This is a genomic window from Nocardia puris, from assembly GCF_003315035.1.
GTDB lineage: Bacteria > Actinomycetota > Actinomycetes > Mycobacteriales > Mycobacteriaceae > Nocardia > Nocardia puris.
This window is the reverse complement of the sequence record NZ_QNRE01000012.1, coordinates 26,258-44,030: the sequence shown is the minus strand read 5'-3', so window position 1 is coordinate 44,030 and position 17,773 is coordinate 26,258. Positions and strand designations below refer to the sequence as shown.

Annotated in this window: 16 protein-coding genes; 8 read left to right on the top strand and 8 right to left on the bottom strand. The window is 70.7% G+C overall.

The features are described from left to right. Positions 1-110: 110 nt before the first annotated feature. Complete coding sequence (locus tag DFR74_RS37310; RefSeq protein WP_084537959.1) at positions 111-1,949, top strand: acetyl-coenzyme A carboxylase carboxyl transferase subunits beta/alpha; 1,839 nt, start codon at positions 111-113, stop codon at positions 1,947-1,949. Positions 1,950-2,238: 289 nt separating this feature from the next. Further along, positions 2,239-3,093, top strand: a complete 855-nt coding sequence (locus tag DFR74_RS25285) for an aldo/keto reductase (RefSeq protein ID WP_067511730.1) — start codon at positions 2,239-2,241, stop codon at positions 3,091-3,093. Positions 3,094-3,286: 193 nt separating this feature from the next. Here the strand turns inward: DFR74_RS25285 and DFR74_RS25280 are convergent, their stop codons facing one another. Continuing rightward, the gene (locus tag DFR74_RS25280; protein WP_067511732.1) at positions 3,287-4,420 is read right to left on the bottom strand and encodes an NAD(P)-binding domain-containing protein; all 1,134 of its coding nucleotides are present in this window, start codon (positions 4,418-4,420) and stop codon (positions 3,287-3,289) included. A gap of 91 nt (positions 4,421-4,511) precedes the next feature. Between DFR74_RS25280 and DFR74_RS25275 the strand changes: the two genes are divergently transcribed. From DFR74_RS25275 to DFR74_RS25255, 5 genes are all read left to right on the top strand, one after another. After that, a complete protein-coding gene (locus tag DFR74_RS25275; protein WP_067511734.1) occupies positions 4,512-5,240 on the top strand; it encodes an enoyl-CoA hydratase in 729 nt (242 codons plus the stop codon). Then, positions 5,237-6,379 carry an MBL fold metallo-hydrolase gene (locus DFR74_RS25270; protein ID WP_084537960.1) on the top strand — a complete coding sequence of 381 codons (1,143 nt, stop codon included), beginning with the start codon at positions 5,237-5,239 and terminating at the stop codon, positions 6,377-6,379. Before DFR74_RS25275 ends, DFR74_RS25270 begins: the two co-directional genes overlap by 4 nt. 51 nt (positions 6,380-6,430) lie before the next feature. Beyond that, positions 6,431-6,652: an antitoxin gene (locus tag DFR74_RS25265; protein WP_067511793.1), complete on the top strand. Its 222-nt coding sequence runs from the start codon at positions 6,431-6,433 to the stop codon at positions 6,650-6,652. A gap of 44 nt (positions 6,653-6,696) precedes the next feature. After that, a complete protein-coding gene (locus tag DFR74_RS25260; protein WP_084537961.1) occupies positions 6,697-9,024 on the top strand; it encodes an ATP-dependent DNA ligase in 2,328 nt (775 codons plus the stop codon). Positions 9,025-9,129: 105 nt separating this feature from the next. Continuing rightward, complete coding sequence (locus DFR74_RS25255) at positions 9,130-9,306, top strand: antitoxin (RefSeq protein ID WP_084537962.1); 177 nt, start codon at positions 9,130-9,132, stop codon at positions 9,304-9,306. 148 nt (positions 9,307-9,454) lie between these two features. Here the strand turns inward: DFR74_RS25255 and DFR74_RS25250 are convergent, their stop codons facing one another. The 6 genes from DFR74_RS25250 to DFR74_RS25225 all read right to left on the bottom strand — a co-directional run bounded on the left by DFR74_RS25250 (position 9,455) and on the right by DFR74_RS25225 (position 15,800). Further along, positions 9,455-10,090, bottom strand: a complete 636-nt coding sequence (locus DFR74_RS25250; protein WP_067511740.1) for a hypothetical protein — start codon at positions 10,088-10,090, stop codon at positions 9,455-9,457. 275 nt (positions 10,091-10,365) lie between these two features. Continuing rightward, the gene (locus DFR74_RS25245) at positions 10,366-10,689 is read right to left on the bottom strand and encodes a hypothetical protein (protein ID WP_067511742.1); all 324 of its coding nucleotides are present in this window, start codon (positions 10,687-10,689) and stop codon (positions 10,366-10,368) included. Continuing rightward, entirely contained in the window at positions 10,686-11,204 is a 519-nt protein-coding gene (locus DFR74_RS25240; protein ID WP_067511744.1) for a YbaB/EbfC family nucleoid-associated protein, read from the bottom strand. Before DFR74_RS25240 ends, DFR74_RS25245 begins: the two co-directional genes overlap by 4 nt. A 102-nt stretch (positions 11,205-11,306) precedes the next feature. Continuing rightward, a complete protein-coding gene (locus DFR74_RS25235; protein ID WP_067511746.1) occupies positions 11,307-12,044 on the bottom strand; it encodes a CbiQ family ECF transporter T component in 738 nt (245 codons plus the stop codon). Next, positions 12,041-14,182, bottom strand: coding sequence for an ABC transporter ATP-binding protein (locus DFR74_RS25230; RefSeq protein ID WP_067511798.1), 2,142 nt, complete (start codon positions 14,180-14,182; stop codon positions 12,041-12,043). Before DFR74_RS25230 ends, DFR74_RS25235 begins: the two co-directional genes overlap by 4 nt. 151 nt (positions 14,183-14,333) lie before the next feature. Next, a complete protein-coding gene (locus DFR74_RS25225) occupies positions 14,334-15,800 on the bottom strand; it encodes a flavin-containing monooxygenase (protein WP_067511748.1) in 1,467 nt (488 codons plus the stop codon). 84 nt (positions 15,801-15,884) lie between these two features. Between DFR74_RS25225 and DFR74_RS25220 the strand changes: the two genes are divergently transcribed. After that, positions 15,885-16,940, top strand: coding sequence for an AraC family transcriptional regulator (locus tag DFR74_RS25220; RefSeq protein ID WP_067511750.1), 1,056 nt, complete (start codon positions 15,885-15,887; stop codon positions 16,938-16,940). Here the strand turns inward: DFR74_RS25220 and DFR74_RS25215 are convergent, their stop codons facing one another. After that, a complete protein-coding gene (locus DFR74_RS25215; protein WP_084537963.1) occupies positions 16,941-17,717 on the bottom strand; it encodes a metallophosphoesterase in 777 nt (258 codons plus the stop codon). Between the last annotated feature and the right edge of the window lie 56 nt (positions 17,718-17,773).

Here is a 17,773-nt window from a genome sequence, read left to right as displayed (position 1 = left end):
ACACGGGTCACTCGTGGTAGAAGCACGCCTTCATCCGGTTCGGGATCTCCCGAGCCGGATTTCTTCGTTGCAGGATCGGGGGAGTCGGGTGGGCTGGTTATGCTCGCGCGATGCGGATTTCGGCGCGGGAGTGGCTCGGGCAGTTGCTCGACGAGGGGTCGTTCACCGGGTGGGATCGGACCCCGGTCGAGGTGGACGCGTCTCCGCGCTATCGGGAGGAGTTGCGGGCGGCCGCGGTGGCGGCGGGCACCGATGAAGCGGTGATCACCGGTGCGGGGGCGCTGCGTGGCCGTCCGGTGGCGGTGATCGCCTGCGAGTTCGGGTTCCTGGCCGGGTCGATCGGTGTGGCCGCGGCCGAACGGGTGGTGGAGGCGGTGGAGCGCGCTACCGCACTGGGGTTGCCGCTGATCGCGTCGCCGACCTCGGGCGGCACCCGGATGCAGGAGGGCACCGTCGCTTTCGCGCAGATGGTGAAGATCGCGGGCGCGCTCGCGACGCACAAATCGGCGGGCCACCCGTACCTGGTGTACCTGCGGGATCCCACCATGGGCGGGGTGTTCGCGTCGTGGGGGTCGCTGGGCCACATGACCTTCGCCCAACCCGGCGCGCTCATCGGCTTTCTCGGGCCACGCGTCTACAAAGCGCTGTACGACAAGCACTTTCCCGAGGGCGTGCAGACGGCGGAGAACCTCTACCGGCACGGGGTGATCGACGGCGTCGTGCCGGTGCGCGTGTTCCGTCTGATCGCGCACCGAGCGTTGAGTGTGCTCAGTGGAGAACCGTCGCCGCCGAGCGCCGGGCGGTCACGTCCGGGGGATTCGTCCGGGGCTGCGCGTAGTTCGGACGAGTTGCCGGACAGCGGTTCTCGGGTGCGTCGACAGTCTGGTTCGGATTCAGCGGGTGGTGCTGGAGCCCCGCCCAGTGGGGTACCTGGGGTTGAGCCTTCCGGTCCGCATGCGGCCGGTGGTGCGGAGGTCTCAGAGCAGGGCGGGTCCCGGGCGGGGCGGCACTCGGGTCCGGATTCGGCCGAGGGCGCGGATATGTGGCCGGACAGCGATTCTCGGGCGGGTGGAGGCTCCGGTCGGGATGTGGTGCGTGACGCGGATGTTTCGGCGGAGCCGGTGTCGGCGCGTGTGGAACGCCGGGGATCGGAGCTGCCTGTACCGGCGGGTGCGACCCACGTCGATGTGCCCGCGTGGCGGTCGGTGCTCATCTCCCGTCGCCCCGACCGCCCGGGGCTGCGGGAGTTGTTGCGCCATGTGACGCAACGGGTTCCGCTCAGCGGCACCGGGCAGGGCGAGGCCGATCGCAGTGTGGTGCACGCGCTGGCCCGGTTCCGCGGGCAGCCGTGTGTGGTGTTCGGGCACGACCGGTCGGGTGGTGCGGGCGAGACGATGGGGCCCGCTGCGCTGCGGGAGGCGCGGCGCAGCATGGCGCTGGCCGAAGAACTGCGGGTGCCGCTGGTGCTGGTGATCGACACCGTGGGCGCGGCGCTGTCGAAGGAGGCGGAGGAGCGCGGGCTCGCACCCGAAATCGCGCGCTGCATAGCGGATCTCGTCACGCTCGATACGCCGACCGTGTCGGTGCTGCTCGGCCAGGGCACCGGCGGCGGTGCGCTCGCGCTGTTGCCCGCCGACCGCGTGCTCGCCGCGACCCACGGCTGGCTCGCCCCGCTGCCGCCCGAAGGCGCCAGCGCGATCGTGTACCGCGACACCGACCACGCCCCGGAACTGGCTGCCGCCCAACGCATCCGATCCCTCGACTTGCTCGCCGACGGCATCGTCGACCGCATCGTCCCCGAATACCCCGACGCCGCCGACGAACCCATCGACTTCGCCCGCCGCATGGTCGCCGCCATCGCCGAAGAACTCACCCACCTGCGCACCCTGCCCCCGGCCGACCTGGCCCGCACCCGCCACACCCGCTACCGCCGCCTCGGCACGAGCTGAGGATTCGCACCCACGACATCCCGCCCAGCCCCCCGGGCAGGGACTTCCGCCTACCGTCGCCGCAGGTCCGAACCGCCGCCCACTGCTGCCCGGTGCCACCCGGTGTCGACCGCTGCGGCCCGGTGTTGCTCGCCGCGACCCCGTCCCGCCTGCCGCGCGGCGCCCGGGCGCGACACACCCACACACCCCCGCTCACCACCCGAAACGTCCGGTTCGGGACCTTCGCCCGTGATCAACACGCGCGGACGCGTCGTTGACGGTTCGGCCGAGCACTTCTACGGTCGATCGGGTGAGCTTCCGAAGCGAGACCTCCGCCGTGCCGTCGATCGTGCTGAACGACGGCAACGTCATCCCGCAGCTCGGGTTCGGCGTGTTCCAGGTGCCGCCCGACGACGTGGCCGATGTGGTGACGGCCGCGCTGGCGGCCGGGTATCGCAGCATCGACACCGCGGCGGTCTACGGCAACGAGGAGGGCACCGGCCGCGCCATCCGGGCGTTCGGCCTGCCCCGCGACGAGGTCTACGTGACCACCAAGCTCTGGAACGCCGACCAGGGCTACGACGCCACGCTGGCCGCGTTCGACACCAGCTTGAAGAAGCTCGGCCTGGACTATCTGGACCTGTACCTGATCCACTGGCCGGTCGCGAAGGCGGACAAGTTCGTCGACACCTACCGCGCCTTCGTCGAGCTCAAGCGCCAGGGCCGGGTCCGCTCCATCGGCGTGTCCAATTTCACCGTCGACAATCTGCGCAGGCTGATCGGCGAGACCGGCGAGATCCCGGCGGTCAACCAGATCGAGCTGCACCCCGCGCTGGCTCAGCGCGAACTGCGCGAATTCCACGCCGACAACGCCATCGCCACCGAGGCGTGGAGCCCGCTCGGCCAGGGCACCCTGCTGGAAGACAGGACGATCACCGCGATCGCCAACGAGCTGGGCCGCACCCCGGCGCAGGTGATCATCCGCTGGCACCTCCAGCTCGGCAACATCGTCATCCCCAAGTCGGTGACGCCCGCGCGCATCGCCGCGAACTTCGACGTCTTCGGCTTCGAGCTGAGCCCCGAGCAGATCGACGCCATCAACGCCCTCGACCGCGGCGGCCGCATCGGCCCCGACCCGGAAACCTTCGCCGCCGGCCTCGACTGAACGGCCGGCCAGCCCCGCGGCCAGCGGAAATCGGCCGCGTCGGCGAGCAACGGCAAGGTCCGGGCTCTCGGTCGGCCGGACGCCCTGCCACGCCGCCACCTGGACCGTCCGCCGCGCCACCCGTCTCCAACCGGATCGCGCGCGGCTGGATCCACATCGCTCCCCGCGTGCCTGCCGACGCGGGGCAGGCAGCTCAGCGCAGGCCCAGGTACTCGGCCAACTCCACCGCCGCCGCCCGCCCCGCGCGGTTCGCGCCGACCGTACTGGCGGACGGCCCGTACCCGATCAGGTGCACGCGCGGATCCACGGCCGCCTGGGTGGCCAGCCGCCCGGTCATCGTGATGCCGCCGCCGGGGCCGCGCAGGCGCAGCGGTGCGAGGTGGTCCAGGGAACTGCGGAATCCGGTGGCCCACAGGATCACCTCGGCGCGCTGGAAGGTGCCGTCGGCCCAGCGCACCCCGTCCGGCTCGACGCGCTCGAACATCGGCAGCCGGTGCAGGGCCCCGCGTTCGGCGGCGGCGCGCAGCCGGTCGTCCCAGAGCAGCCCGGTCACCGACACGACCGAACCCGGCGGCAGCCCGCGGCGCACCCGGTCCTCCACGAGGGCGACGGCCGACCGGCCCGCGGCCTCGGTGAATTCGTCCGTACGGAACACCGGTTCGCGCCGCGTCACCCACGTGGTGGTCGTCACCTGGGAGATCTCGTCGAGCAACTGCACGGCCGAGATCCCGCCGCCGACCACCACCACGTGCTTGCCCGCGAACTCCTCGGCCCGCCGGTAGTCGCGGGTATGCAGCTGGCGGCCGGCGAACGTCTCCTGCCCCGGGTAGTGCGGGATGAATGGCTTCTCCCAGGTGCCGGTGCAGTTGATCAGCCCCCGCACGCGGATCGTGTCGGACCCGGTCTCGGCGTTGAGCACCGCGCCGGGCGTGCGCGGTTCCCCGTCGGGCCCGCGCCTGCCGTCGCAGGGCTGGCCTTCCGCTGTCCGGTCGCAGACCACCCGCACCGAGACCGGCCGACGAACCCGCAGGTCGAAGCGCTTTTCGTAGAGCTCGTAGTAGTGCGGCACGGCCGTGGACGCCTGCGCGGACCGCGCGTCGGGCGGCAGCGTCTCCTCGAACGCCATGCCGGGCAGGTCGTGCACCCGATTCACCGTCGCCAGCGTCAGCGAAGGCCACCGGAACTGCCACGCCCCGCCGGGCCCCGGCGCGTGATCGACCATCAGGAAGTCGTGCTCGGGGCGCAGCCCGAGGCGGCGCAGGTGGTAGCCGGCCGACAGTCCCGCCTGACCGGCGCCGATCACCAGGATCTCGAAGTCGGTCGGCACAGCCGCCGATGGTATCCGCCTTCAGCGAACAGGGCCGCCGCCTGTGGCAGAGTGAGAGTAACCAGTCGACACGTTCAGCCGGGGAGGATGCATGCTCGGAGCCAGCCGGGACGGTGACGTCGTCACCATCGAACTGCGGCGCGAGGAGCGCCGCAACGCGCTCAACGACGAACTCGTGACCCTGCTGCGCGAGGCCGTCCTCACCGCGGTCGCCGACGGGGCGCGCGTCCTCGTGCTGACCGGGCGTGGCCCGATCTTCTGCGCGGGCGCCGATCTGAACGGGGTCTACTCCGACACCTTCCTCGACGGCCTGCTGGACATGCTGCACACCATCGAATCCGCGCCGATCCCGGTGATCGCCGCGATCAACGGCGGCGCGCTCGGCGCGGGCGTGCAGCTGGCGCAGGCCTGCGATCTGCGGGTCATGTCGCCCGACTCCTACATCGCGATCCCCGCCGCCAAGCTCGGCATCACGGTGGACCGCTGGACGGCCCGGCGCCTGGTGTCGCTGATCGGCGGCGGCCCGGCCCGCACCGTCCTGCTGGGCGCGGAGCCCGTGTCGGCGGCCGACTGCTACGCCTTCGGTTTCGCCAACCGGCTCGGCACGCTCGACGACGCGCAGTCCTGGGCCAAGTCGATCGCCGAGCTGGCGCCGCTCTCGCTGCGCCACCTCAAGCTGGTGCTCAACGACGACGGCACCCGCGACCCGGAGACCGCCCAGCAGCGCGAGGCTCTGGAAGCCGCCTGGACCAGCGCGGACGCCTCCGAAGGGCGGCTGGCCCGGCAGGAGAAGCGCCCGGCGAAGTTCGTGGGGCGATGATGAACGTCAAGAAGTTCCTCGGGTACGCCACGGGCGCGACCGTGGTCGCGTGGGTGGTGCGCGCGGCGTGGGGGATCCCGTCGGCGATCGGCGCGTCCATGTCGGCCATCCAGCCGTACGCGGCGGGGTCGATCAGCTACCGCGGCCGCCAGTTCCACAACACCGAGCCGAGCAGCCAGCTCACCGGTTCGCCGCAGTCGCTGCTGTATTCGGCGTTCACCCAGCGCCATTTGGGCAGGCCCAAGCGCGTGGTGCCGCTGCGCAAGCCCGACGCGCCCGCCGAGGCGGCCGATCTGGCTGTCACCTGGTACGGCCACGCGTCGGCGCTGATCGAGGTGGACGGGTACCGCATCCTCACCGATCCGGTGTGGAGCGAACGGGTCTCGCCCTCGGCGCTGATCGGCCCGGCCCGGCTGCACCCGGTGCCCGCGCCGCTGTCGGAGCTGCCGCCGGTGGACGCGGTCGTCATCTCGCACGACCACTACGACCACCTGGACAAGGAGACGATCCGCGCGCTGGTGCGCCACCAGTCCACGCCGTTCCTCGTCCCCATCGGCATCGGCGCGCACCTGCGGCACTGGGGTGTGCCCGAGCACCGGATCGTCGAATTGGACTGGGGCGCTTCGGTTTCGCTGGCCGCGCTGGGCCGCGAGCGGGACGGCACCGACTTGGTGCTCACCTGTACCGAGGCGCGCCACTTCTCCGGCCGCGGCCTGGTGCGCAATACCACGCTGTGGGCGTCGTGGTCGATCGTCGGCCCCACCCGGCGGGTCTACTTCGGCGGCGACACCGGCTACACGAAGGCGTTCGCGGAGGCGGGCGCGGCGCTGGGCCCGTTCGATCTCACGCTGCTGCCCATCGGCGCCTACGACGAACGCTGGGCCGATATCCACATGAACCCCGAGGAGGCGGTACGCGCGCACGCCGACCTGTGCGTCGGCGATCCCGGCCACGGCCTGCTGGTGCCGATCCACTGGGCGACGTTCAATCTCGCCTTCCACGGGTGGTCGGAGCCGGTGCGCCGGATGGTGTCGGCGGCGGGCGCGGCGGGTACTCCGGTCGCGGTGCCGATGCCGGGTGAGCGGCTGTTGCCGCATGCCCTCCCACCACGGGATTCGTGGTGGGAAGATATTGGTTGACACGGTCGGGTCACACCGACTCCCCGAATGGCGATGGAAGGAACCACGGCGATGAGCTTGGCGGACACTCTGAAGGGCCTGTTCGGTAAGGGCAAGGACGCCGCGTCCAAGAACGCGGGCAAGATCAACGAAGCCGTCGACAAGGCCGGTGACTTCATCGACCAGAAGACCGGCGGCAAGTACTCGGACAAGATCGAGAAGGGCAAGGAGGCCGCCAAGAAGGTGGTCCCGCCGGAGCAGCCCGGCCAGCCGGGCCCGACCCCGCAGCCCTGATGTCGAGGCGGGGGCCGTGATCGCGGTCCCCGCACCGAGTTACGGTGTCGCGCCGTGCGTTCGGTGGCGGCCCGGGGCGCCCCGACATCGAGGTCGATCTCACCAATCTCGACAAGGTGCTCTATCCCGGGACCGGAACCACCAAGGGCGAGGTGATCGCCTACTACGCGGCCATCGCCCCGGCGATGTTGCCGCATATCGCCGGGCGCCCGGTCACCCGTAAGCGGTGGCCGAACGGGGTGGAGGAGACCTCGTTCTTCGAGAAGAACCTCGCCGAGCACGCGCCCGCGTGGCTCGCGCGGCGCACCGTCGCGCATTCCGACCGTCGCGTCACCTACCCGCTGATCGAGTCCGAGGCCGGGCTGGCCTGGATCGGGCAGCAGGCGGCGCTGGAAGTCCATGTGCCGCAATGGCGTTTCCGCGGTGACGAGATCGGCCCCGCCACCCGGCTGGTGTTCGACCTCGATCCGGGGCCCGGCACCGGGTTGGCCGAATGCGCGCTGGTGGCGCTCGCGGTGCGCGAGATGGTCGAGGAGGTCGGACTGCGGATCTTCCCGGTCACCAGCGGTAGCAAGGGCATCCACCTGTATGTGCCGCTGGACCGGGAGCTGAGTCCCGGTGGCGCGTCGACGGTGGCGAAACAGGTCGCCACCAACCTCGAGCAGCTGCATCCGGAGCTGGTCACGGCGACGATGGCGAAGGCCGTGCGGCGCGGCAAGGTGTTCCTCGACTGGAGCCAGAACAACCCGGCCAAGACCACCATCGCCCCGTACTCCCTGCGCGGGCGGGCCGAGCCGAACGTCGCCGCGCCGCGCACCTGGGAGGAGATCGAGGACCGGGAACGCCTGCGGCACTTACGTTTCGACGAGGTGCTCGCCCGCTGGCGCGATACGGGCGACCTGATCGCCGAACTCGATCCGCCGCTGGAATCCGAGGACTCGCTCACCACATACCGCTCGATGCGCGACCCGGCCCGCACGCCCGAACCGGTGCCCGCCGAGGCGCCCACGCCCGGCGCGGACAACCGGTTCGTCGTGCAGGAGCATCACGCCAGGCGCCTGCACTGGGACGTGCGGCTGGAACGCGACGGCGTGCTCGTGTCGTGGGCGGTGCCCAAAGGACCACCCACCTCGCCCGATCAGAACCGGCTCGCCGTGCACACCGAGGACCACCCGCTCGAATACCTGCACTTCCACGGCGAGATCCCCAAGGGCGAGTACGGCGCGGGGGAGATGACGATCTGGGACAGCGGCACCTACGACACCGAGAAGTGGCGCGACAGCGAGGTGATCGTCGCGTTCCACGGCGAGCGGCTCACGGGGCGCTACGCGTTCATCAAGACCAATGGCAACCAGTGGTTGATGCACCTCATGCGGGATCAAGGGGGCTCGGGGGGAGTGCAGGCGAAAGCGCCGGTTCGCGAGGGCCGGTCCGGTGCGGCACGCGAGGCCCAGGGCCCGAATGGCCGATCGCCCAACGGTTCCGGCACACCGTTTCCGCGCGGCCTGAAGCCGATGCTCGCGACCACCGGTGACGTCACCGACCTGGACGACGACGAGTGGACCTTCGAGACGAAGTGGGACGGCTTCCGCCTCATCGCCGAAATCACCGACGGCACTTTGGTTCTGCGCAGCCGGGCGGGCAACACCGTGACCGACCGCTATCCCCGGATGGCGATGCTGGCCGACGAACTGGCCGGGCACGACGTCGTCCTCGACGGTGAGGCCGTGGTGTTCGACAGCAAGGGGATCCCGAATGTGGGTCTGCTGCAATCGGATCCGGGCAGCGCCGTGTTCATCGTATTCGACCTGCTCTACCTCGACGGCACCTCGCTGATCCGCAAACGCCACGCCGACCGCAGGCGAGTGCTGGAGGCGCTGGCCGCCACCGCGCCCGCGCTGCGGGTGCCGCCGCCGCTGGCCGGGCCGGGTGCCGACGCCGTCGCGCGCAGCGCCGAGCAGGGCTTCGAGGGTGTGGTCGCCAAGCGCAAGGATTCGGTGTATCTGCCGGGCAAACGCGGACATTCGTGGGTCAAGCAGCGCAACTGGCAGACGCTGGATGTGCTGGTCGGCGGCTGGCGGCGCAGCGAGGCCCGCGAGTTCAAATCGCTGCTCGTCGGCGTCGAGCACGAGGGCGAGCTGGTGTACGTGGGCCGGGTCGGCACCGGTTTCGGTGACGAGATCATGCGCGATCTCTCGGCCCGCCTGCGGAAATCGGAACGCAAGACCACCCCGTTCGCCAATCCGCTCACCAAAGAGGAAGCCGAGGGCGCGGTCTGGGTGACGCCGAAGATCGCCGGAAAGGTGCGGTTCATGAACTGGACCGACACCGGTCGCCTCTGGCACCCCGCCTGGCTGGGCGAATCCCGCTGACCGCACGATGTGACGACGATCGCCGACGGTTTGCCGACGCGATGGCGCCCCGTCCGGTTAGGGTTGCCTCGGCGATTGCCCAGACTCGGATGTGAGGAGTGCGCAGTGGATTTCAAAGGTTTGGCGGGTAAGGCGCGGGATCTGGCCCAGCAGAACGCGGACAAGGTCGATTCGGTCATCGACAAGGCCGGCGATCTGGTGGACGACAAGACGAGCGGCAAGTTCAGCGGCCATATCGACTCGGCTCAGGATGCCGCGAAGAAGGCCATCCGGGAACAGTAGTGCTCCCCGCGCACGCGGGGTTGTTCCGGCCACCCGCAACCACGGCTGACCAAGTACGCGTCGAGCGCCGGTCCCTCGCGGACCGGCGCTCGATTGTGTTGTGGGCTGTTGGTGAATCTTGTTGTGGTTCAGTACTTCAGGGCTGCGATTACTCCGCCCACTTGGTGGTACCCGGCGGCGCGGCCAGGGTGTTGATCAGGTCGATGCCCGCGATGACCAATGTGGGACCACCGACCACGATGGTTCCGATGATCGCCCCGAGTGATGCGCCCGCGATGACGCTTGCGATCACGGTGGGGCCGAGCGCGATTCCGACCAGACCGACCAGTCCGCCAATGATCAGGCCGACGAAACTTCCGATGGCCGTGGCGATGCCGAACTGAGCGAGGAACGCGTCCATCGCCTGCTGGTTTTCGGCGGGTGAAGCCACCGGCAACACCGCCGCCGGCCGTGCCGCCGCCACGTTCTTCACCGCCGTCAACTCCAGCACCCGCCCGTCATCCCGGACGGTGTGCGGCATCGGGTATTCGAGTCCGTCCTGCCGTAGCGACAGGGGGAGGGTGAGGACCGTGCGGCCGGTCGTGTCCTTGATGTCCACGGAGTTGCCCGCGAGGGCGAACGTGCCGTGGGTGAGGGTGGTGACGATGGTGTCGCCGACGAGTTTCGCCTCGTATCCGATGTCGGGTACGGGCGCCGCGACCGGTTGCGCGTTGGCTGTGCTCGCGCCGACGGCGACGGCGACGACGAGCGGGACAACGGCCGCGGTGATCCTGCGGAAAATCATTCGGGTGTTCCAATCTTCATCAGGTCTCTAACCTTCCGAACTCCCCGCATGCCGAAATACGAGCCCTCCCAAGGCATGTGGGGCAGATTTGTGATCTATGACAGCAGCTGCGCCAACCACACATTACTGGTTTGGCCCCTTGAAGAAACGGGTATTCGGACCCTTTTGCCGCACCGATTGCGGACCGGATGCTGGACAACCTATGCGATATTGCTATAGACGCACGTGAAAAGGGGGAATCGAGCGGGGCCACCGGTTTGCTCACCGGTGGCGCGTTACTCGATTGTGCTCTTGATCTTGTCGATCGCCGTGGAATTCAGCTCGTCCTGGTTCTCGAACGCCGACGCGATCGCGTCCACGCCGGTACTCAGCGCGTCGACGGCTTTGCTCAGGCCCTCGATGCCCTTCATGCCGTCCTCGGCGCCCGGTGTGTACTCCTTGGCGAAGTTCTCACCGATCTCGTCGTTGCCCCAGCACTCGCCCTCGGCCTCGACCGTGGACTGCACATTCCTGGCCGCCTCCAGCACCTTGGCCGCGGCGGCCGCGAACCCCGGTTTGGTGGAGCGCAGCGCGTCGGGATCGACCTGCAAACTGCTCATCGTCCACCGTCCAGGTAGCTGCGGTTGCGGTAGTACTCGTCCTCGTCTTCGTCGTCCATCAGGACGGGCTGAGCCGGCGCGGGCTCGGCGGGCACCGGCTCCGGAAACAGGTCGCGCACCAGATCTTTGATGCTGGGCGCGCCGGGCACCAGGTCGGGCAGGTCGGGAATGGAGTCGCCGACGCTCGCCAGCGCGCCGAACGTGCGCTCGGCCTCCTCGCCCGCCAGCCGCGCGGCCGCCTGGGTGGCCTCGGTGATGGAGGCGCCCAGCTTCTGCGGCGTGGTGCGCTTGAAGGCGTCGGGCTCCAGGTGCACCTCGGTGGGCACGCCCGCCGCGTTCGCGGTAACCCGGACCAGCTGGTCGGAGGACCACGCCGTCACCGACGCGGCGGCCAGCCTGGACTGCGCGTCGGCCAGTTCACGGCGCTGCCGCTCGAAGGTCTCCAGCAGATCGTCGATCTCCCCTTGCAGCGCACGATTCTGCGCGAGCTGCGCCTCGCGTTCCGCGTCGGCCATGGGCACGCCCCTCCCGTTCGAAGTCCCGGTCCTTCATCGGTTTTCGACGCGCCGCGCCGCTCCCCGGTTCCCTCCAAGTGTGCCTGTTCGCTCGCGCGCCGGTCACACCAGGATGTCGAGCAGGATCGACCCTGCGCACACGGCCACCACCGCGCCCAGCGCCACGGCGTCGCGCCGGCCGGGCGCGCTCGGGTGCGCGGTGAGCTGACCGGTGCCGCCGCGCGCGGTGATGGCCTCGCCGAGTTCGGTGGCGCGCCTGCTGGCCACGGCCATGGCGGCGGTGAGGATGTCGATGATCGGGCTGTCGGCGGCCCGGTCCAGCAGCCGTTCCTTGGGCCGCAGTTTGCGCGCGGCGCGCAGCACCCGGATCTCCTCCAGCAGCAGCGGCAGCCCGCGCAGCGTCAGCGCGACCACCACGGCCCACTCGTCCACCGGCACCCGCACTCGGCGCAGCGGTTTGCCGAGTTTGGCCAGCGCGGGCGCGATCTCGCCCATCGGAGTGGTCCACGCGATGAGGAACGAGGCGGTCAGCAGAACCAGCCCGAACACCACCACCCGCGTGTAGCTCAGCACGGCCGCCCCGCCCACCGGCATGTTCAGCAGCGCCCCGAGGCCGAGCAGGCCCCAGAACCACCAGGGCAGCCGGGGCAGCGTGCCCAGCGGCAGGCGGGCGACGATCCCGATCACGATCAGGAAGACGATCATCACGCCGAGCACGATCCAGGTGGGCCAGAACATCACCAGCAGGCTGAGCAGGAACGCGGCGATCATCTTCGTGCCCGCCCACAGTCGGTGCACCGGGCTCGACACCGGCACCTGGCGCAGCAATACCGTGCTCATCGGCGGCCTCCGTTCTCCCAGCCCCACGCGGCGTCGCCGGGCCCGGGTGGGGGAGCGGCGGCGCGGGGGTCGTGGCGCGGTGCGAAGTGGGGCGCGGCGGGCGCCGGGTCCACCGCCGGTTGGGTCTCGAGGATGCGCCCGGCGTTCAGGTGCACGGTGCGGTCGCACACGGCGGACATGTCGGCCACGTCGTGGGAGATGACGATCAGCGTCTGGCCCGCGTCGCGCAGCCGCGCCAGCAACTCGACGATATCGGCGCGGCCCTCGGGGTCCAGGCCCGCGAGCGGTTCGTCCAGCACCACCACCTGCGGGTGGCTGGCCACGATGGCCGCGAGCACCACCCGCTTGGCCTGCCCGCCGCTGAGTTCCTCGATCGAGCGGGCGGCCAGCGCGCGGTCCAGCCCGACGGCGTCCAGTGCCCGGCCGACCGCGCCCGAACCGGTGGCGCGCCCGCCCCAGTCGGCGATTTCCTCGCCCACCGTCTGCTTCTGCAACTGCAAACGTGAATGCTGGAACGCCAGCTCCACTCGCCCGATCTGCCGGGTCACCGGCCGCCCGCTCAGCTGGCAGCGGCCCGCGGTCGGTTCGATCAGGCCGGCGATGATCCACGCCAGCGTCGACTTGCCCGACCCGTTGCCGCCCACCACGAGCAGCGCCTCGCCGCGGCGCACCACCAGATCGACGCCGTGCAGCGCGGGCGCCTCCCACGGCGTGCCGCGGTTGTAGGTGTGGCGCACGTCGCGCAGTTCCAGGATGGCCGGGCCCATCGGCAGGCGGCGGCGGTCGCGCGCGGGCTGCGGCCAGGCGGGCAGGTGCTCGACGGTGCGTCCGCCGGCCAGGTGGATCACGCGGTCGGCGGCGGCCGCGTCGGCCTCGTGGTGGGTCACCAGCACCACCGCCATCGCGTGCCGGTGCGGCAGGCCGGCGAGCAGCGTGACGAGTTCGCGGCGGCCGTCGGGGTCGATCATCGAGGTGGCCTCGTCGGCGATCAGCAGGGCGGGGCGGCGGGCCAGCGCGGCGGCCACGGCCAGCCGCTGCTGCTGCCCGCCCGAAAGGGTCGCGGTCTCGCGGTCGCCCATCCCGTCCAGGCCCACCTCGCGCAGCAGCGCGTCCACGTCCACCTCGGCGGCCAGGTCGGTGGGCAGGCCCCACACCACGTCGTCGGCGACGAGCACGCCCAGCGTCTGGCTCTCCGGCCGCTGCAACACCAGCGCGGTGCCGCCGAGGTGGCCGAGCCCGGCCGATCCGGGGCGCTCCACTGTGCCCGAGGTGGGCGGCAGCCCGGCCAGCAATCGCGTCAGCGTGGATTTGCCGGACCCGTTGTGCCCGACGATCGCGACGAATTCGCCCAGGTGCACGGTCAGGTCGATATCGGTCAGCGCCTCGTTCGCGGCCCCCGGATACCGGAAGCCCGCGCCGCGCAAGGTGACCGGCAGCGGCGCGATGGGCCGCTGGTCGTGCGGCGCGTCGAGCCGGTCGCGGTTGGGCAGCCAGGCCAGCCGGTCCAGCACCGACCCGAGCACGAACCAGGAGAACAGCGCGCTCACCACCACGCCGATCGCGACGCCGCCGCCGACGTAGGCCCACCACCAGGCGAGCACGGTGTCGGTGACGTCGGAGGCGGCCCGGCCCAGCGGTTCCAGCGCCGCACTGCGCTCGGCCAGCCGCTGCACGCCCTCCGCGGTGTTGCGCAGGGTGGTGAAGAACAGCTCGCGGGTGCGCGAGAACAGCAGCAGCGAACCCACCGAGAACGCGCCCCACGCCACCCCGGCCAGCGTCGCGGCCGCCAGCACGGTGAGCAGCCCGCCGCCGCGGCGCTTCACCCCGCCGATGATGCCGCCGATGGTGGCCGTGCCGAGGACGCCGAGCGCGGGCATCACCCCGGCGGCCACGAACGTGACCAGCGTCGCCGCGACGGTGGCGGCCAGCAGCGTACGCATCCGGTAGCGGTGGGCGATCATGCCCAGCGGCACCGCGGCCACCAATTGCAGCGCCGCCGCGAACGGAATCACCGATCCCACCGTGACCAGCCCGACCGTCACCCCGCCGAGCACCGCGCCGACCGCCAGTTCGATCGGCCGCAGCGGCCCGCGTTCGTCGAAACCGGTCCGGCCGTCGGCCGTGGGCAGATCACTCACGCACTCAGTCTGCCAGGGACCGATCGAGCGGTCCGGCAGTCCGGGACCGCGCCGTCGGCCGGTGCGGAGGGTCCGCCGGGTCGTGCGGGCGCGCACGGGACGATGTGGGATCGACCACCGAACGGCCGGGCGGCCCATTCGCCGGGTGCGATCACGCCGCGCGGGTCAGCGCGAAATGCGCGCGGACGAGCTTGCGGGTGCGGCGGCGGTAGCTCGACACCGTGCCGGGCCAGTTGTTGGTGATGCGGCCGGAGGCGGTGCGGTACCAGCTGGTGCAGAAGTTCCACGGGGTGCGGTCCAGGCGCTGTTGCAGGGCGGTGTTGAACGCGCGCTCCGGCTCGTCGCGCACCTCGAGGTGGTGCCCGGGGTGCTCGGCGAGCAGGCGCACGGCCTGCCGGATGTAGCGGGCCTGGGATTCGATCATGTAGATGATCGAGCCCGCCGAGAGATTCGTGTTCGGCCCATACACCAGGAACAGATTCGGGAACTCGGGCACGGCTATGCCGTAGTAGGCGTGCGCGCCCTCGGACCATACGTCGGCGAGTTCGCGGCCACCGCGCCCGCGAATACGCATCGGCCACAGGAACTCGGTGCCTTTGAATCCGGTGCCGTAGATGATCACGTCCACCTCGTGCAGCGCACTGTCCTCCGTGCGCACCCCCTCGGGAGTGATCTCGGTGATGGGCGTCGTTTCGACGCGCACGTTCGGCTGGGTGAGCGCGGGGTAGTAGTCGTTGGAGAACAACCCCCGCTTGCACCCGATCGGGTAGTCCGGCGTCAGTTTGGCGCGCAGTTCCGGATCGTCGACCTGTTTGCGCAGATGCCGCGCCGCGATCGCCGACACCACGCGCGCGATCGCCGGGAACTCCACCAACCCCAGCGACACGAACTCACCGATCGACCACCACCCCAGTCGCTCCACCGACAGCGCGCCGGGCACTTTGGCGAACAGCTTGTGCTGGATGGGGGAGTAATCGGTGTCGAACTTGGGGATCACCCACGCCGGGGTGCGCTGGAACACGGTGAGCCGCCCGACTTTCGGCTGGATCTCCGGTATGAATTGCACCGCGCTCGCACCCGTGCCGATGCACGCCACGCGCTTGCCGGCGAGCTCGACCTCGTGGTCCCACTCGGCGGAGTGGAACGAGGGCCCGGCGAAGGTGTCGCGGCCGGGGATGGCGGGCCAGGCCGGCCGGGAGAGCTGGCCCACGGCGGAGATCAGCACGTCGGCCACGCGGGTGCGGCCGTCGGCGGTGTGGGCCGTCCACTTGCCCGAGTGCTCGTCGAACGCGGCTTCGGTGACCTCGGCGCCGAACCGGATCGCATCGAGCAGGTCGTGTCGTTCGGCGACCCCGCGCAGGTAGTCGTGGATCGCGGCGCGTCCCGAATAGCGTTGTGGCCAATCGGGTTTGGGCTCGAACGAGTACGAGTACAGCGGTGAGGGCACGTCGCAGGCGGCGCCGGGGTAGGTGTTCTCCCGCCAGACGCCGCCCAGGTCGTCGGCGCGCTCCAGGATGGTGAGGTCGGTGACGCCCTCGCGGCGCAGTGCGATGGCCGCGCCGATGCCGCCGAAGCCCGCGCCGATGACGAGGACCGAGGGCTGCCGCGCCGCCGTCATGTGACCCTCCTCACGATGCCTGCCGTCTCCACTGTAGGACCGATCCCGGGAGTGTCATCGAGACTTTCGGCCATAATGTCGGCTATGGACCGGACGCTGGCCACCGGAATCCGCGACTGGAACTTCCCGCGCGGCATCGCCAGCGTGGCGCTGATCGTCGGCCACGCGGGTGAGTACGGCGTGCCCGTGCCGCGGATGCTGGCCGGCACCGGGCTCACCGAGGCGACGCTGCGCGACCCCGACGCCCAGGTGGACGCGCACACCGAGCTGGCCGTGGTGCGCAATCTGGTGCGCGCCGTGGACTCGCCCGCGCTCGGCCTGGAGCTCGGCACCCGCTACCGCATCACCACCTTCGGCATCTTCGGCTTCGCGTGCGTGAGCAGCCCGACGCTGGGTGAGGCGATCTCGTTCGCGCTGCGCTATCTGGACCTGAGTTTCACGTTCTGCCTGCCCGTCGCCCAGTGGACCGGCGACGAACTGGTGGCCCGCGTGCACGACGATCTGGTGCCCGCCGACGTGCGCCACGTCCTGGTGGAACGCGACGTCGTGGCCATGCACCAGGTGATGAGCGATCTGCTCGGGCGCCCGTTGCCGCTGCTGCGCGCCGAATTCCGTTCCGCCGAGCCGGAATACATCGACAGCATCACGTCCGTCTTGGGCGTGCGGCCCGAGTTCGGCCGCCCGCAGAACCTGTTCGCCCTGGACGCCGGCATGCTGGACGAGCCGCTGCCCCAGGCCAACGAGCACACCTGGGCCATGTGCCTGGCCCAGTGCCGCCAGCTCATCGACCGCCGCCGTGCCCGCACCGGCATCGCCGCCGAGGTGCGCGAACTGCTCGTGCCCGGCGGGGCCGACGGGTTCGCGCCGCCGCCCGGAATCGACGCCGTGGCACGCAAACTCAACGTCAGCACCCGCACGCTGCGCCGCCACCTGGACACGGCGGGCACCAGTTACCGCGCCCTGCTGGACGAGGTGCGCCGCGCGCTGGCCGAGGAAATGCTCACCACCACACCGCTTTCGGTGAGCGATGTCGCGATCCGCCTCGGCTACGCCGAATCCTCCACGTTCATCTACGCGTTCAAGCGGTGGACCGGGGTGACACCCGCGGCGTACCGGCGCGAGCGCATCGCCGCGCGGTGATCAGGGCTGCTCGCCCAGGAATCCGCCCATGGGCACCGGCCGGAAATGCGTGGTGAGCGCGCCGTTCTCGTCGACGATGTGCAGCGCGACGGCCGGGTCGGGCGCGTAATCCATGACGTGGCCCGGCAATTCGAGTTCCCACTCGCCACCGAGCACGCTCGCGGTGCTGGGCGCCACCAGCAGCGGCCGCCCCGCGAAGGTGGTGGTGGCCGCCGAATGCGCGTGCCCGGTGAGCACGCCGATCACGCGCGGATCGCCGGTGATCACCTCGGCGAGGCGCTCGGGTTCGGCGAGGGTGATGCCGTCGATGATCGGGCTGTGCAGGTGCACCGGCGGGTGGTGCATGGCCAGCAGCACCGGCCCGTCGGCGGGGGCGGCGGCCAGCGTCTCGCGCAGGAACGCGAAGGTCTCGTCGCCGAGCAGACCGCCCGCCTCGCCGGGGATGGTGGAGTCCAGCAGGACGATGGTGAGGTCGCCGACGCGCACCGCGCCGTTGATGGGCCCGGACGACGCCGGTTCGCCGAGCAGCACTTCGCGGAACGCCGCGCGCTCGTCGTGATTGCCGGGCAGGAAGCGCAGCGGCACATCGGCGGTCAACGCGGTCCGCGCTTCGGCGTACTGGTCGGGCTTACCCGAGTCGGTGACGTCGCCGGTGATCAGGATGAGGTCGGGCTTGCGGCGTAGGCCGGCCAGATACGCCATGACCACCTCGGCTCGCTCCGTGTTGCGGGAACCGAGATCGATATGCGTATCGCTGACCTGAGCCACCAGGATCATCGGCGTTCGCTTTCTCTGAGGGATCGCTCCGTTGCGTCAGAGTGTGCCCACATCGT

Excerpts from the sequence above, each read along its gene's own strand:
- DFR74_RS25220 (WP_067511750.1), top strand. The coding sequence starts at position 15,885 with ATGGACCGGACGCTGGCCACCGGAATCCGCGACTGGAACTTCCCGCGC.
- DFR74_RS25225 (WP_067511748.1), bottom strand. The coding sequence starts at position 15,800 with ATGACGGCGGCGCGGCAGCCCTCGGTCCTCGTCATCGGCGCGGGCTTC.
- DFR74_RS25215 (WP_084537963.1), bottom strand. The coding sequence starts at position 17,717 with ATGATCCTGGTGGCTCAGGTCAGCGATACGCATATCGATCTCGGTTCC.
- DFR74_RS25265 (WP_067511793.1), top strand. The coding sequence starts at position 6,431 with ATGAGCTTGGCGGACACTCTGAAGGGCCTGTTCGGTAAGGGCAAGGAC.
- DFR74_RS25270 (WP_084537960.1), top strand. The coding sequence starts at position 5,237 with ATGATGAACGTCAAGAAGTTCCTCGGGTACGCCACGGGCGCGACCGTG.
- DFR74_RS37310 (WP_084537959.1), top strand. The coding sequence starts at position 111 with ATGCGGATTTCGGCGCGGGAGTGGCTCGGGCAGTTGCTCGACGAGGGG.
- DFR74_RS25245 (WP_067511742.1), bottom strand. The coding sequence starts at position 10,689 with ATGAGCAGTTTGCAGGTCGATCCCGACGCGCTGCGCTCCACCAAACCG.
- DFR74_RS25250 (WP_067511740.1), bottom strand. The coding sequence starts at position 10,090 with ATGATTTTCCGCAGGATCACCGCGGCCGTTGTCCCGCTCGTCGTCGCC.
- DFR74_RS25275 (WP_067511734.1), top strand. The coding sequence starts at position 4,512 with ATGCTCGGAGCCAGCCGGGACGGTGACGTCGTCACCATCGAACTGCGG.
- DFR74_RS25240 (WP_067511744.1), bottom strand. The coding sequence starts at position 11,204 with ATGGCCGACGCGGAACGCGAGGCGCAGCTCGCGCAGAATCGTGCGCTG.
- DFR74_RS25235 (WP_067511746.1), bottom strand. The coding sequence starts at position 12,044 with ATGAGCACGGTATTGCTGCGCCAGGTGCCGGTGTCGAGCCCGGTGCAC.